General features: G+C 38.7%; 12 protein-coding genes and 1 other annotated feature. Of the genes, 3 read left to right on the top strand and 9 right to left on the bottom strand.

All coding sequences use genetic code 11. The features are described from left to right. From RWU19_RS10940 to tyrS, 6 genes are all read right to left on the bottom strand, one after another. Window positions 1-551, bottom strand: a 551-nt coding sequence (locus RWU19_RS10940; protein WP_316032192.1) for a hypothetical protein, incomplete at its 3' end; no start/stop codon positions are given. Between the two features lie 37 nt (window positions 552-588). Continuing rightward, window positions 589-1185 (bottom strand): hypothetical protein, encoded by a 597-nt coding sequence (locus RWU19_RS10935; protein WP_123837596.1) that lies wholly within the window; start codon window positions 1183-1185, stop codon window positions 589-591. Window positions 1186-1428: 243 nt separating this feature from the next. Further along, on the bottom strand, window positions 1429-2796 hold the full coding sequence (gene nhaC / locus RWU19_RS10930; protein ID WP_002292602.1) for a Na+/H+ antiporter NhaC: 1368 nt from the start codon (window positions 2794-2796) through the stop codon (window positions 1429-1431). A 108-nt stretch (window positions 2797-2904) separates the two neighbouring features. Further along, the gene (gene tyrP / locus RWU19_RS10925) at window positions 2905-4302 is read right to left on the bottom strand and encodes a tyrosine-tyramine antiporter (protein ID WP_002316652.1); all 1398 of its coding nucleotides are present in this window, start codon (window positions 4300-4302) and stop codon (window positions 2905-2907) included. A gap of 266 nt (window positions 4303-4568) precedes the next feature. Next, a complete protein-coding gene (gene tdc / locus RWU19_RS10920) occupies window positions 4569-6446 on the bottom strand; it encodes a tyrosine decarboxylase (protein WP_002286400.1) in 1878 nt (625 codons plus the stop codon). 291 nt (window positions 6447-6737) lie between these two features. Further along, window positions 6738-7994, bottom strand: a complete 1257-nt coding sequence (gene tyrS, locus RWU19_RS10915) for a tyrosine--tRNA ligase (RefSeq protein WP_002315946.1) — start codon at window positions 7992-7994, stop codon at window positions 6738-6740. 104 nt (window positions 7995-8098) lie between these two features. Beyond that, window positions 8099-8304: a binding site (T-box leader), on the bottom strand. A gap of 261 nt (window positions 8305-8565) precedes the next feature. Between tyrS and RWU19_RS10910 the strand changes: the two genes are divergently transcribed. After that, window positions 8566-9867 (top strand): polysaccharide deacetylase family protein, encoded by a 1302-nt coding sequence (locus RWU19_RS10910; RefSeq protein ID WP_123837595.1) that lies wholly within the window; start codon window positions 8566-8568, stop codon window positions 9865-9867. A 69-nt stretch (window positions 9868-9936) separates the two neighbouring features. On the opposite strand, the gene RWU19_RS10905 is transcribed toward RWU19_RS10910, so the two are convergent. Next, window positions 9937-10536: a TetR/AcrR family transcriptional regulator gene (locus tag RWU19_RS10905; RefSeq protein ID WP_002292597.1), complete on the bottom strand. Its 600-nt coding sequence runs from the start codon at window positions 10534-10536 to the stop codon at window positions 9937-9939. 253 nt (window positions 10537-10789) lie between these two features. On the opposite strand from RWU19_RS10905, the gene RWU19_RS10900 reads away from it, so the two are divergent. Together RWU19_RS10900 and RWU19_RS10895 are read left to right on the top strand one after the other, a co-directional pair. After that, window positions 10790-11671, top strand: a complete 882-nt coding sequence (locus RWU19_RS10900; RefSeq protein ID WP_002315949.1) for an ABC transporter ATP-binding protein — start codon at window positions 10790-10792, stop codon at window positions 11669-11671. 12 nt (window positions 11672-11683) lie between these two features. Then, the gene (locus RWU19_RS10895; RefSeq protein WP_002292594.1) at window positions 11684-13294 is read left to right on the top strand and encodes an ABC transporter permease; all 1611 of its coding nucleotides are present in this window, start codon (window positions 11684-11686) and stop codon (window positions 13292-13294) included. A 78-nt stretch (window positions 13295-13372) separates the two neighbouring features. Here RWU19_RS10895 and RWU19_RS10890 read toward each other — a convergent pair whose 3' ends face one another. Together RWU19_RS10890 and RWU19_RS10885 are read right to left on the bottom strand one after the other, a co-directional pair. Next, complete coding sequence (locus tag RWU19_RS10890) at window positions 13373-14032, bottom strand: Crp/Fnr family transcriptional regulator (protein WP_123837594.1); 660 nt, start codon at window positions 14030-14032, stop codon at window positions 13373-13375. Window positions 14033-14621: 589 nt separating this feature from the next. Continuing rightward, on the bottom strand, window positions 14622-14885 hold the full coding sequence (locus RWU19_RS10885; protein ID WP_086286223.1) for a hypothetical protein: 264 nt from the start codon (window positions 14883-14885) through the stop codon (window positions 14622-14624). Between the last annotated feature and the right edge of the window lie 3 nt (window positions 14886-14888).

Below are 14888 nucleotides of genomic sequence, written 5' to 3'. Positions count from 1 at the left end.
TCATACACTGACCACACATAAGCACCATCCCAATAACGACCATTATTATAATAATTCGTAAATTCATTATTCCAAAGGTAAATATGCAGATGATCTTTATCTGGGAAAAGACGATCATTCAACTGGTTAAATTCTTCTTCCGTTCCTGCCGCTCCTTGAGGCGCATCAAGAAAAGAAGTCCGATAGATACCATCCTCAGCCCAGAATGATTCAGGCGTGATTCTTTTCGCCCTCATCATTTCTTTATTCACATAAATAGGATACTCTTTCATCTTGTCAAAAAATCGGATATCCGTATAGTTGATTTTTTCTTCGTTAAGCTCATGAAATTTACGAGCATATGCTTCATGATCTATTTTCATAGGATTTCTATCACTCCACATCAGACGCAGACATTCTCGAAACCTGTTTGAGCAATTAAGAAATTCTAAAACTGCTTCCTGATGACTGTTTATCCCACTATACTTTTCCTCTTTTAAAAAAACATAGTGGAATGGAGTCCAATCATGTCTTAAGTAAAAACTAACAGTTTCTTTTTCTAATAGTTCCATCTTCTCTCTCCTTTTCCAGTTCACTATATGCAAAAAATCAAATCATCACTAAACTAGCATCGAAAACAGTGAATCGCTTTCTCTTTTCGTCATACACTGACCACACATAAGCACCATCCCAATAACGACCTTCATTATAATAATTCGTAAATTCATTATTCCAAAGGTAAATATGCAGATGATCTTTATCTGGGAAAAGACGATCATTCAACTGGTTAAATTCTTCTTCCGTTCCCTCTGCTCCTTGAGTTGCTTCAAGAAAAGAAGACCGATAGATACTATCCTCAGCCCAGAATGATCCAGGCGTGATTCTTTTCGCCTTCATCATTTCTTTATTCACATAAATAGGGTACTCCTTCATCTTGTCAAAAAATCGGATATCCGTATAGTTGATTTTTTCTTCTCTGAATTCGTAAAGTTTTTGTGCATATATTTTTTTAGAAACTATAAGCCCTTCTTTGATTCGCCATGACCAACCAGCACACAATCTGCTTGAGTAATTGAGAAATTCTAAAACTGCCTCCTGATGACTATTTAGCCCGTCATACTCTTCTTCCTTGAAAAAAGCATACCGTAACACAGTCCAAGCACGCTCCAAATAAAAATCAATACTTTCTTTTTCTAATAGTTCCATCTTTTCTCTCCTTTTGTTCTTCTAACGGCACTCCTGATACACTAACAAATCTACCCCATTCATCTGCCACGTCAATACATGTTTCTCTCGAATTTTATCTATCCATTTTTATTTTATCGCAACTATCAAGGTTTCTATTCCTATTATTTCTTTTTAAAGAAAAGATAGTTTTTCAATCGTATAAATCGCTAGTTTCGCAAAAAAGGCTGTGACAAAAATAGTCACAACCTTTTGATCTTTTCTTCAATTTTTCACATGTCGGCGATTCAATAAAAAACCGCCTATTATTGTAAAGACAGGAGCAAGGATCGAGAAAAAAGCGAATGGCAAGTAATGCAACGCGCTAACTTTCATCGTCCCCATAATGAATGTGCCGCTAACTCCCCACGGTACAAGAGAATTGACGGTTGCTCCTGAATCTGCTAGCGTCCGTGTCAAATAGTTTTTTGATAAGCCAACCTCATCAAAGGAGCGTTTGAATGTTTCTCCCGGAAGAATGATGGACAAGTACTGCTCTCCAACGATCAGATTGACTCCGATACAACTCAAGGCAGTAAACCCGACTAAACGAGAAGGTCGGTCCATCTTTTCTTTTAATTCTTGCACGATGGTCTCAACAATCAAATATTTGATCAATAAACCACCTAATGCCAATGCCAGTAAAATCAAACTGGCTGAGCCCAACATACTCATGATCCCGCCTCGAGAAAGCAGTTCATCTAGCTTGGGATCAGGTGTATGCGCGACATAACCATTCATCAAGATGTCTGCTGCTTTTCCAATCGTCAAACTTTTCTCATGGATAAAGGAAAGAACGAGGGCGGCTGTCGATCCTGCTAATAATGTAGGGATAGCTGGGATTTTTTTGATTGCCCCGCCAAATAAAATAACTAACGGAATCAATGTCCAAGGAGAGATCCAAAAGCTTGCTTTCATATTTTGGATCATTTCATTGATACTGGCTAGGTCGGCTGAATGACTGTTATGTCCTAATATCGTATAAAAAAGCAGCGAAAGGACGAATGCCGGAAAATCCGTATAACGCATGCCAGCGATATGTTCGAATAGATTGACTCCGCCGATACCAGCCGCCAAGTTCGTCGTATCCGATAGAGGCGAGCAGTTATTCCCTAAAAATGCACCAGAAACGACCGCACCTGTAGTCATTGCATCGTTGAATCCAAGCAAATGACCGATTCCCAAAAAAGCAATCCCAATCGTCGAAATCGTCGTAAATGAACTGCCGACTGTCACTCCGACAATTGCACAAACAAGAAATGCTGTCGGTAAAAAGAAACGTACAGAGACAAGCTTGAATCCATAAACCATGATCGTAGGGATGGTTCCAGATAGAATCCAAGAGGCAACCAAGACGCCAATCAAAAGAAAAATCAGGATCGGAATGATCCCCGGAGTGATTCCTTTGATGATCCCGTCATGGATCTCATCCCATGAAAACTTTTTAAATCTGCCATAAAACAACAAACACATGAAAGCTGCAAGGATCGGGATATGTGGCGAGAGTTGGAATCCGATGATCAGTACTCCTAGGAGTGCCAACAACACGATCAATACAGCGATACTTTCTTTTAAAGAAATATTTTTATTCATCGTCGATCTCCTATTTCAAATGAAAAGGCCCTGCCATGAAAAAACTATTCACTTGGCAGGACCTCCTACTAAATCAGCGACAAATCGTCGGCTGAAAGACTTATTTTTTTATTTTTCTTCTAAACTTTTTTCTACCTCAATCCCCCAAGAATCTTTCTTGAAGTGATTGATGATCAATGGAATAACGAACATGACCACTGTGATAGCTGCTACTAATAATGCATCACTCAATGTCGCTGTACCTAATGTAGCAAATACGACAACGATGATAGAGAAGATCAGCATGCAGCTGACTACCCAAGCTAAGCCGTTTCCGTTTTTACCAATTCGGTAAGGACGTTCGAATTCTGGATGTTTCTTACGCATTTTAAGCAATGAAACAGCAATCAAAATGTACACGATACAATAAATAACAGTTGTAGCATTTGTAAGTGTCAAGAATACAGCACTTACGTCATCCATTACACCATAAAGTAAAGCAAATAATGAAATAACGATTGATTGTGTTAGAACGACATTTCTAGATACGCCGTATTTGTTTTCTTTATGGAATCCGAATTTTGGTGGAAGGAATCCTTCACGAGCTACTTGGATGATTGTTTTTGATGGTCCAGTAACCCAAGCTGATAATTGTAAAAGCACACCAATAAATACCATGAAGCTGAAGATATTTCCGATCACTTCTGGTAAGCCTAGGATTTGGCAATCAATCAAGATTGGCTGTGTGATATTTGCTAATTCCATTTTTCCATCTGGTACGACATTGGCAACAAGCATCGCATTGATGACATTCAATAAAACTAATCCGATCAAAGCGATAAATACGCCTTTTGTATAATTTTTTGTTGCGTCTTTCAAACGAGGCATGTAAACAGAACTCATTTCGATCCCAACAAAAATAAATGTGATACCAGCTAAGTATTTCAATGAATCAATATGTTCCAAGTCAGGGAAAGCTTTTGACCATGAAAAGTCACCTAGATAGCCGTTTGAGACTAGTCCGACTTTGAAGGCTGCCAAAACACCTAAAACGAACATGATGACTACTGGGATATATACCCCTAGCCATACACCGATGTTCCCGCCGACTTTTGCCATATCGAATTTCAAGTTCAAGATCGTGATGATCCAGTAGATAACTAAAATACAACCTAAAACGAACCAATGATTATTGCCAAGTTCTACATTACCAAATGTGTTTCCTAACAATGGTCCTAAAGTAGAAGCGACCATTACCATACCTGGGAACATTTGCACCCATAATAGCCATGCAACGACAAATCCCCATTTGCTGCCCAGTGCTGTTTTTACCCATAACTGAGGACCGCCTTCTTGAGGAAGCATCGTTGAAAGCTCACCGGAAACCATTGATATCGGACCGGCAAAAAACAAAACTGCAAAAATTGAATAAAAAATCAATGTCCAACCGACTGCGGCTAACGTAGGAATACTCCGAACCGTTGCACACAGTGCCATTGTCAGACCGATAAAGGTCCCAAGACCCATTTTACTTACTTCAGATTTACTCACCGTTGACACTCTCCTTGATTTTTTGGATAAAATAACGGTGTCTTTGAAGTAGTTTCAGCAATAAACGAAACAATTCAGCGAATATTTGAGGGGATTCTTTGAGTCTATTGCTTGAAGGAGTTCTTCAAAGACAACCTCAAAACAAAGGGATCGAAGAGCTTAGGTCACCCCTTGCTCTTCAGATCCAAACATGCGTCAGAAACAGTTAGCATTCAAGCTGTTTTCTAACATGATTACTTTGCTTATTTTGCTTCGCTTGCCAATAATTGGTCTGCGTAGATTTTTTCCAATTTTTCTTGAAGAGCTGCTTTGATTTTTTCAGCATATTCTTCAAAGTGTTCTTCTTTGTTCATGTATGGTGTCATTACGCTGGCACGCAATACAGTTACTTTTCCGGCACGGTTCCATTCTTCATCTGAGAATCCTAGTTGGTTCACGAATTGCAATGGGCTGTTGCCATAGTCTGGGATAGCAAAGTCAGTATGTGAAGTTAAGAATTCATTACCGTAAATGCTTCCTTTCACGTATGAAGAATAATCGTATACGTCATGGTTCAATTTATTCATCGCAACTAAATCGTCGTTGCCTTTTTCTTTGAATACGTAGTCTACCATGTTGAAATCTGGATAAGTTAATGGATGAACTTCGATTTCTTTGTCACCTACTTTGAATGACAAGTCATTCAAGAAGTTGTAGAAACGATGTGCCCCTTCGATTGATGCACCCATCAATTTACCGTATCCTGTGACATTCAAAGGTAAGACATGATGTGCTGCCCAAACGCTGGCTGCTGTTGCCCCTGCTTTTGAACCTTCCAAGATATACGCTCCAAGTAATGCTGGGATATCTGCACCTTTTTCAAATACATATGTTGCGAAGTAAGAGATAACGTCTCTCATGCGGATATCTTTGATGACGATACCACCGGCAGAATATGGAACATAGCCCATTTTATGTGGGTCGATCGTTACAGATTCTGCTTCTTCGATTGCTTTATATGCACTGTGTACTTCTTCTAAGATATAATCTTTGTTTTCTGTAAAGACATTGTATTTGTAATGAACGTCTTTTAAATCTTCGAATGGAATGAAGTTGTTGTCTTCGTCTAAGAAAATCGCACGGCCGTATCCGCCATAAGCAGCATCTACGTGCAAGTAGAAGTAAATACCGTCTTTTTCTAATACGCGACGCAATGCAACGATTTTATCGATACCGTCGATTGCTCCTTCTTCTGTTGATCCTACAACACCGACTACACCTAAGATTGGTGTTTTTTCAGCTGCTAGACCACGAACGATTTTTTCAAGTTCGTTGATGTCCATGCGATAGTTATGGTCAACTGGCACTGGAATTACTTGGTCTAAACCGATACCGATGATGTCGGCAGCTTTTAGCCATGAATAGTGTTTTGTTTGTGGAACCAACCATTTTCCTAATTTTTCTAAATGTTTTCCGCTACGTGCTGAGTGAGCTTTGATTTCGTCGATTTTTTCTGGAACACTGTCTAACAAGTTCATGATTTCTTCTGTTGACAAGTTCATCAATTCCCAATCGCTTTTTCCAGCAACTAGTTCAGGTGTCACTTCTTTCATAGCAAGTGGCAATGATTTGATGTTGCGGGCATACCAAAGTCCTTCTAAGTTTGCTAAAGAACCATCAGCAACGATGTGTCCCCAGCCATCTTTATAGCTCATTAATTTTGCAAATTCCATGCCTACTTCTTCTTCCATTTGGCTTGTTGCAGGAGAAGATTCGTAAGCAACGTTATTACCATTCCATAGCATAGCAAAATTGTACGCTAGTAAAGATGGCATCAATGTTTCAGAGTTCATATGACCCCAGTAGCGTCCGGCATTATGCCAAGGAACGGAATGGGTACGCATCCGCGCTGAAATTTCTGATAGAACATCTTTTGTTTTATTCACAGTGTGTTCAAAACTAGCACTGCTTTTTTCTTCTGGCGTAATGATAGGCATGTCTTGAGGCATGTAGTTTTGACGCCAGCCTAAATGTTCGTCCACCAATTCATTCAACAAAGCTTTATAGATTTGGCCGTTCTCAGCTTTGTCCCCAATGAATAGGGCATTTAGGTTTAGATCTTTCGACAATGATTCACTCATAGTGAAACCCTCCTAAAAAAAATATTTAAATTTTGTCGAGCCCTACATTACACCTGTTCTCCTATTCTGTAAACTAAGCTTTCGACCGTTTTTTAATCGTATTTTAATATGTATCAATTATTCGAATTGTTCATACTTTTGAAATAATTAAAAAAAACGAGGGAATTTACAAAAGTAAACTCCCTCGCAAAGATTGTATTAACGACAACCAGCGTTCTATTTTAGGATGGGTTTCAAAATTGGAATGTTGTAATAGTATTCCCCTTTTTCAAGGCAAAAACTTACTAAATTCTAATCAATTACTTTGGCCAAAAAGTAATTTTTCTTACCTTTTCGAATAACCACAAACTTACCATCGAATTCATCGGATGGATTTATGACAAAATTTAAATCGGTAACGCGGTCACCGTTAATACTTATAGCTCCGTTTGAAACATCTTCCCGTGCCTGACGTTTAGATGGTTCAATTTTTGTGGAAACAAGTAGCTCCACGATATTTTCAGGTGTGCTTGAAATTTCAACGTTCGGCATTTTACCGAATCCTTGCGCGATTTCTTCCGCATTTAGTTCTTTAATATTTCCAGAGAACAATGCTTGTGTTATTTTTTGCGCTTCTTTCAAGTCTTCTTCACTATGCACAAATCTTGTGACTTCTTCTGCCAAACGGCGTTGTGCTTCACGTTTCTCAGGTTCTGTCTCTACTTTTTTCGCTAATTCTTCAATTTCTTCTTGAGATAAGAACGTAAAGAATTTCAAGTATTTCACTACATCACGATCATCTTGATTCAACCAGAATTGGTAGAATTCAAATGGTGAAGTTTTCTTAGGATCAAGCCAAACGGCACCGCCTGCGGTTTTTCCGAATTTCGTTCCGTCCGCTTTCAACATCAATGGAATCGTCAAACCGAACGCTTCTGCTTCTGGTCCTTCTAATTTTCGGATCAGGTCTAAACCAGCTGTGATATTTCCCCATTGGTCTGCTCCACCGATTTGTAGTTGTACATCGTATGTTTTATGCAGATGTAAAAAGTCGATGGATTGCAGGATTTGGTAAGTGAATTCTGTGAATGAGATCCCTACTTCCAAACGGCTGGCAACGATATCTTTTGCTAACATCGTGTTGATGTTGAAGTTTTTACCGTAGTCTCTCAAAAATTCAAGTAAAGAAATTTTTGACAACCAGTCGTAGTTGTTCACAAATGTGATATTTGCGTCTTTACCAAACAATTTTCTCATTTGATTGGAAAGTGCATCCACGTTATGTTGCACTTGTTCCATCGTTTGCAACACACGTTCTGTTTTACGGCCGCTTGGGTCGCCGATCGTTCCTGTTCCGCCGCCAATCAGAATATATGGATGATGGCCTGCCAATTGGAATCTTTTCATCATCATAAATGGGATCAAATGTCCGATATGCATCGAATCACCAGTTGGATCAACGCCGCAATAAAGTGAAATGCTCTTTTCTTCAACGAGCTCGCGAAGTCTTTCTTCGTTTGTTTGCTGATTAATGGCGTCGCGCCAAGTTAATTCATCAATAATATTCATTTTACTGACCTCCGTGTAGTTTTTTATGAAAGCAGGAACCTGCTAGCATGCGTCATTAAGTATTTCTTCGGGATGGAAAATAAAAAAAGTCCCTTGGCATATAGCCAAGGGACGAAATCTCGCGGTACCACCCAATTTGTATGTCTAGATATCCAACATACCTCTCGAACATTTAACGCTGTCGCGTGGCAATCACTGCCAGAGACTCCTGAAATGTAATTCGCTTTAAAGCATGTACTGGTTTGCAGCAACCACCAGCTTTCTGAAACATTGGCTTTAACAACTACTTCGTTTCGATCTTCGTCTTGTTATTATTAATATGTGTCTATCATAGAGCGCAACTTTTTCTTTGTCAACAGAAAAAGGATATTTTTTTTAAATTCCTCATTTTTTCTTTTTTGAATCCGCTCTAATCCCGAACATTTTATTTTTAATATTGTTAAAAGAAACTATTTTTTCTGTATTTTTTCTGCAATTTATCGAGAAGTCACTTTACTTTTCCTCTTATTCTTTCTTCGTTACAATGAGCAATGGGACGAGTAAAAAAATGAAAAAGCAAGGGACGAGGTATATGGAAAAAAAGCAAAAAATTATTTTAGGAGCCACTTCTGCTTTAACTGTCGTTATTTTAATTTTAAGTCTGTTTTTTGTCATCCGAGCATACACAAAAAAAGAACCGATCATTCCTGAAAAAAAAATAACAGAAAAGACAAAAGAGCCAATGGATGATAAGCAACAGCTAGTTACTCAAGCAAAAAATCTGGCACAAAGCTATGATTATGACCAAGCGATTGCTTTATTGGAGAAAAACAATAAAAACGGATCTGCAGAAACACAGCAACTTCTTCAAACACTGAAAAAGGAGAAAGAACAACTGATTGACTGGTCTGACCCTACTCAGATCTCTCACGTCTTTTTTCACAGCTTGATCGTGGACCCGCAAAAAGCCTTCCACTCTCAACAGTCGCAAGGATATAAAGACTATATGGTAACTGTTGAAGAGTTCAACCGTTCGATCGAACAACTTTATCAAAATGATTTTGTTTTAGTCAATTTGAATGATTTGATCCAAAAAGATGAACAAGGAAATCTTTCCTTTAACGGACTCGCGCTACCTGAAGGAAAAAAACCATTAGTTCTTTCGCAAGATGATGTCAGCTATTATGAATATATGGATAATTCCGGTTTTCCTAGCCGATTGGTCGTATCAAATAACAATGAAATCAAAAATGTTTATAAAGAGAATGATAAGGAAGAAATTGGGGACTTTGACATGGTTCCTCTAATCGATGCTTTTGTCAAGAAACATCCTGATTTTTCTTATCGAGGCGCAAAAGGCACCTTGGCCCTGACAGGTTACAACGGTGTTTTAGGTTATCGAACATCCAAGTCTCAATACGGAGATAACGAGAAAACAAAAAAAGAGATCGAAGAAGCTAAAAAAGTAGCTGATCAGTTGAAGAAAGATGGCTGGAGCTTTGCTTCCCATACCTGGGGACACTTGAATATGACTCAAGCTTCATTAGAGGATGTCAAAAAAGACAATGAATTATGGCAGCAAGAAGTTGCACCTATCCTAGGAAAAACAAATATCCTGATTTATCCATTTGGTGCAGATATTAGCGACTGGCAGCCTTATTCAGCAGAAAATCAAAAATTTGCTTACTTAAAGAGTCAAGGTTTCGATATTTTCTGCAATGTAGATGCTTCTACTCCCGCTTGGGGACAATTAGGTACGGATTTCTATCGAAATGCTCGAATCAATATCGATGGCATTCGGTTCCAATCAGATTTAGACGGACAAAACCCTATTCTTGATCCATTCATCAACGTTCATGATGTCTATGACAAAGAAGCACGAGAATCCGCTTGATTTTACGTCATTTATAAACCAAAAAAGCCGAACTGACATTTTATCGTCAGTTTCGGCTTTTTTTATGCTTTATTTCTTCTTCGGCGCGATTCCCTTGATCAGGACTTCTGTCCATTCTGCTGTATATGGAAGCAGTTTTGCGTATATCTCCGGCTTAGAAATTCCTTCTACCATTGCTTGAAAATAGAGGATCAAGAACTCATCAGAATATTTCAAATCCACTTTTCCCTCTTTACGCCCTCGATGGAAAAGATCAAGCATGATACTGAAACTTTCTTGCGTATACGCATCCATCGCGTCAGAAAATTCTTTTTTTTCTTTTTTTGTATAGTATGTCATCAAATCGATATAAAATTGTTTGTTCACTCGATTGAGATAGCGGATTTTATTTTCACTCATGGCAATCAACGTTTCTTCAAATGGAAGATTTTCCGCAATCAACGCTTTCGCTTCTTGCCCTAAATCATTCATAAATGTGAAAAATACTTCATAAATCAGCCCTTCCTTGCTGCCAAAATATTTAAAAATCGTCGCTTTACTTACCTGAGCGCTCTCAGCTACCTTATCCATCGTCACTCCGGCGGTTCCTATGTCTGTGTTCATCAAGTCAAAAGCTGCTTGTAAAATCTCTTTCTTTTTCTCTTGTGCTCTCTTTTCAAAACCGTTCATTTGTAGAGCCTCCCGTAATTTTAAACTTTTATAATATATATAGTTCAAATTTATTCTGAGGTTTATTATAACTATCTATTGAGAAAGTATCAAGCCAGCAATTCCTTGTTTATGAATTCATTGACAGAAATTTATAAAAAGAATATTATGTACTAAAATAATAAAAAAAGTTTTATAAAAAGGCATAAAACCATTTTATTAAACCGTTTAATCTTATTTAGTATATATTTTCAAAAAAAGGAGTGGGGTTTTTATGGCAGAAATCGTCAAAGTCACACATTTGAAAAAGAACTTTGGTCGTTTCGAAGCTTTAAAAGACGTCTCTTTCACCGTACATTCAGGTGAAGTCGTTGGATTTATCGGACCAAATGGTTCTGGAAAATCCACGACGATTCGGACACTTTTAGGGATTATAAAAAAAGACGGCGGAACGGCAACGATTTTTGGTCAAGATGTATGGGAAGATAGTTTATCTATCCATGAACGTCTTTCTTATGTTCCAGGTGACATCTCTTTATGGGGAAATTTGACTGGAGGAGCGATCATCGATCTCTTCATGAAGCTTCATGGAAAAGGGAACGCTCAAAAAAAGGACGAACTGATTCAACGTTTCTCTCTTGATCCTAAGAAAAAAGCAAAAAACTATTCAAAAGGAAATCGTCAAAAAGTGGGCTTGATTGCTGCTTTATCTGTTGATTCGGATCTCTATTTATTTGATGAGCCTACATCTGGTTTAGATCCCTTGATGGAAACCATTTTTCAAGAAGAAGTTGAAAAACTGAAAGAACAGGGCAAATCCATCCTGCTTTCTTCTCATATTCTCAGTGAAGTCGAACGGTTGGCAGATAAAGTCGTGATCATCCGCGAGGGAACAGTCGTAGAAGAAGGAACACTCGATGAATTGCGTCATTTGACCCGCTCGACCATTACTATAGAAACAGAAGCAGATAACAGCCACTTAGCACAATTGAACGGTGTCCATGATTTTGTGCAAAAAGGCCACCTTGCTCAATTTGCTGCTGACAACGAAGCTTTCGATGTGATTTTAGCTGAAGCTTCCAAATTAGGTGTGAAAAAATTTGAATCTATTCCACCGACTCTTGAAGATTTATTCATGAGGCACTATGAAGGATGAGGAGGAATCGAAATGACTGATAAATTTTCACGCTGGTCCACCCTTTTTTCTCAAAACCTTAGCCGTGACTGGAAAAAGATCTTGATATGGCTAGTCGGTGTCACTGCTTTTTCTGGTGGTTTTGTCCCTGCATTTGAAGAATTGACTTCAGGACAAGGGTTAGCTGGATTATACGAAACAATGCAAAATCCGGCAATGATAGCAATGGTCGGACCAACTCCCGCTTCGAATGCTGCTGAGTATACTTTAGGAGCGATGTATGCAAATGAAATGTTGCTTTTTTGCAGTTTGTTTGCTGCTGTGATCTCGGTTTTGCATGTAGTGAGCCAAACGAGAAAAAAAGAAGAGCTTGGTCTGATTGAACTTATTCGTTCCTTTCGAGTCGGACGTCAAGCAAACTCTTTAGCTGTCATCGCTGAAAGTATTCTAATCAATTTGCTTTTAGCAATATCGATCAGCTGTACGATGATTTTTTTTCAAGCAGATTCGATCACTGCAGAAGGTGCTTGGCTTTTTGGGCTATCTGTAGGTAGTACGGGGATTTTGGGGAGTGCCGTTGCACTGTTTGCTGCACAACTGATGCCAAGTTCAGCCAGTTCGAATGGTCTGTCTCTAGCGTTTTTAGGTGGACTCTATCTTCTAAGAGCAATAACAGATGTAGCTGTTTCCTCCCTTTCGATGTGGAATCCTTTAGGCTGGTCTTATTTGACCTATCCATTTACAACTAATAACTGGATTCCTTTGCTTTATTTGTTTTTGTTCAGTCTCATCTTGATAATCAGTTCATTTGTTTTAGAGGAACATCGAGACTTGAACACCGGCTATATCCCCGAACGTGAAGGAAAACCGTATGCTAAACGTTCTCTTCTATCCTTGCGTGGTTTATTATTCTATCTAAATAAAGGAATGACAATCAGTTGGCTCATCACTTTTGGTTTGATGGGGGCGGCATACGGCTCTATCTACGGGAATATGCAACAGTTTTTAGAAAGTAACGACTTAATGAAACAGATGTTTATCCAATCTGGCGTCTCAATTGAAAAAAACTTTACAAGCACGATTATGGTCGTTTTGATTTGTCTAGCTGCTATTTTACCAATTGCTAGCATCAATCGTTTATTTACAGAAGAAACCCACGGACGTATGAATCAGCTGTTCGCAACAAAAATTTCTAGGAACCAACTTTATTGGACAAATCTGTTACTAGCGATCCTGTTTTCTATATTGTCGATTCTGATTAGTTCTGGTGCGCTAGGTCTTTCTGCTTTGGCATCGATGAAGGATGCGAAAGATATGGATCTATTGCTGTTTCTTAAAGCCGGATTCAACTTTCTGCCTGCTGTTTTAGTGTTTATCGGGATGAGTGGCTTTCTATTCGGATGGCTTCCTCGAATGGGTAAATTTGCTTATATCTACTTAGCTTACTCCTTTGCGCTCAATTACTTTGGCGGGATTTTGGATTTGCCAGAATGGTTCTCCAAAACAGCGGTCCCTAGCTGGGTACCACGGATGCCAAACGATTCTTTCGATCTTTCCGTATTCCTTACGTTATCCTGTATCAGCCTTGCACTGATCGTCCTTGGTGCTATCGGTTATAGGAGAAGAGATTTAGTGGAAGGATAACAAAAAAGAGCATGTTCAATTTCATACTAGCCTCCAAATTGGGATCAAAAATCCAACATTTGGAGGTCATTTTTGTATTTACAAGTCTTCTAACTGCTCTTTATCAATGATCCAGACTTCCCGATTCTCTCTTTTTACATAACCATTCTCCTCTAATAATTTAAATTTTCTAGATAAAGTTTCGGGGGTCGTACCGATAAATGCAGCAAGTTCTTTCATTTTCATTGGCAGGAAAAGGTGATTCTTCCCTGTCGCTTTAGCTAAATCAAGCAGATAGACAGCGACTCGTTCTTCTACTTTTTCCATCATCAAAAAAGTTGTCTGCTGCTGTACTTTTGTTAATTTCTCAGCGTTGATTGCTAAAAGTTTCAGACTAAGGGCGGGATAATGCAGTAAAAGTTCCGAGAAATCTTTTTGTCTCAATACACAAATTTCCGTTTTTTCTAGTGCTTCGCCAAATAAAGACTCATTTGGAACGCCTAGCAACTGGCTCTCTCCCTCATATCCGCCCGGCTCTACTACTCGTAAAAGCTGTTCCTTTCCGCTAGCAGATAATTGATACACTTTCATACTGCCGGAAGCCACGATCACTAATTGAGACTCTCCATTCGGCGCAAGAATCTGTTCTCCTTTTTCCACTTTTCTGTGTGTCACTAGCGAGTGGATTTTTTGCTGATCTTCTATCTCGAGATGATTGAATAATGGAACGAGTGAAACACACAATCCTTCATGTCTCATAGCAGTTTCCTCCTTTGGATTTCTTCCTTGTTTGTTATTCTACTTGTTCTTTTAACTTGGTTAATTGATTTGTATCAAGATTTTTCTTTTTGTGCGATAAGTAAGCAGACACATGCCGTTTATGACCACGATCAGAATACTCATTTCATGGAAAAGCATATCGCTTGCCACCTCGGCCACCAGGATCAGACTCTCGGTAATAATGGTGATGAGTGTTTTATGTCCTAAAATCATTTTTTGATACTATCTATAAGTAAAATTGAAAATTGCCGCTTATGTCAAATAGGAGCTGTGACAAACGCCTTGTCACAACTCCTAATTTTTGAATAAACGGTGTTCTCCTGCCAACTCCTCGGGTACAAGTCACAATATCATCAAACATGAGAAGCTGTTTTTTGAAATTGTTCCTTGTGACTCAGAGTTAAACGGCAAGTTCACAACCTCTTCCTTAAACGGTGTTCAAAAGCTTGCATCTACGACACTAAGCCCAATCAGATGAAAAATATGAAAAGCTATTTTTCTCTGCTTGTTCTTACTGCTTGATGCAGAATAGCTTTTTCGCAACCTCTTTATTACTGTACCTGATTTTCTAAAAACTTACTAACATTCGGCTTTTTTTACTAAATGCCGCTGTTACTTTTTTGCCGAAACGACCCTTTACTGCTTTTTCCAATCCAGTCGTTGCAGAGGATACCGTTTTTTTTGCCGTGCTTGCTTCCACCTCTGCGGCTTGTTTCGCCTTTTTGCATTTCGTGACTTTGTCTTGAGTCATCGCAATCCCTAAAGCTCTTGCTGAGATTTTTTGTATCTCTTTCTGGTAGTCTTCCCAAATTTTTTCCTCTAGAACGATCACTTA

The sequence above is a fragment of the Enterococcus sp. 2STP genome (assembly GCF_032465635.1).
Classification (GTDB): Bacteria; Bacillota; Bacilli; order Lactobacillales; family Enterococcaceae; genus Enterococcus_B; species Enterococcus_B lactis.
This window is presented reverse-complemented; position numbering and strand designations above follow the sequence as displayed.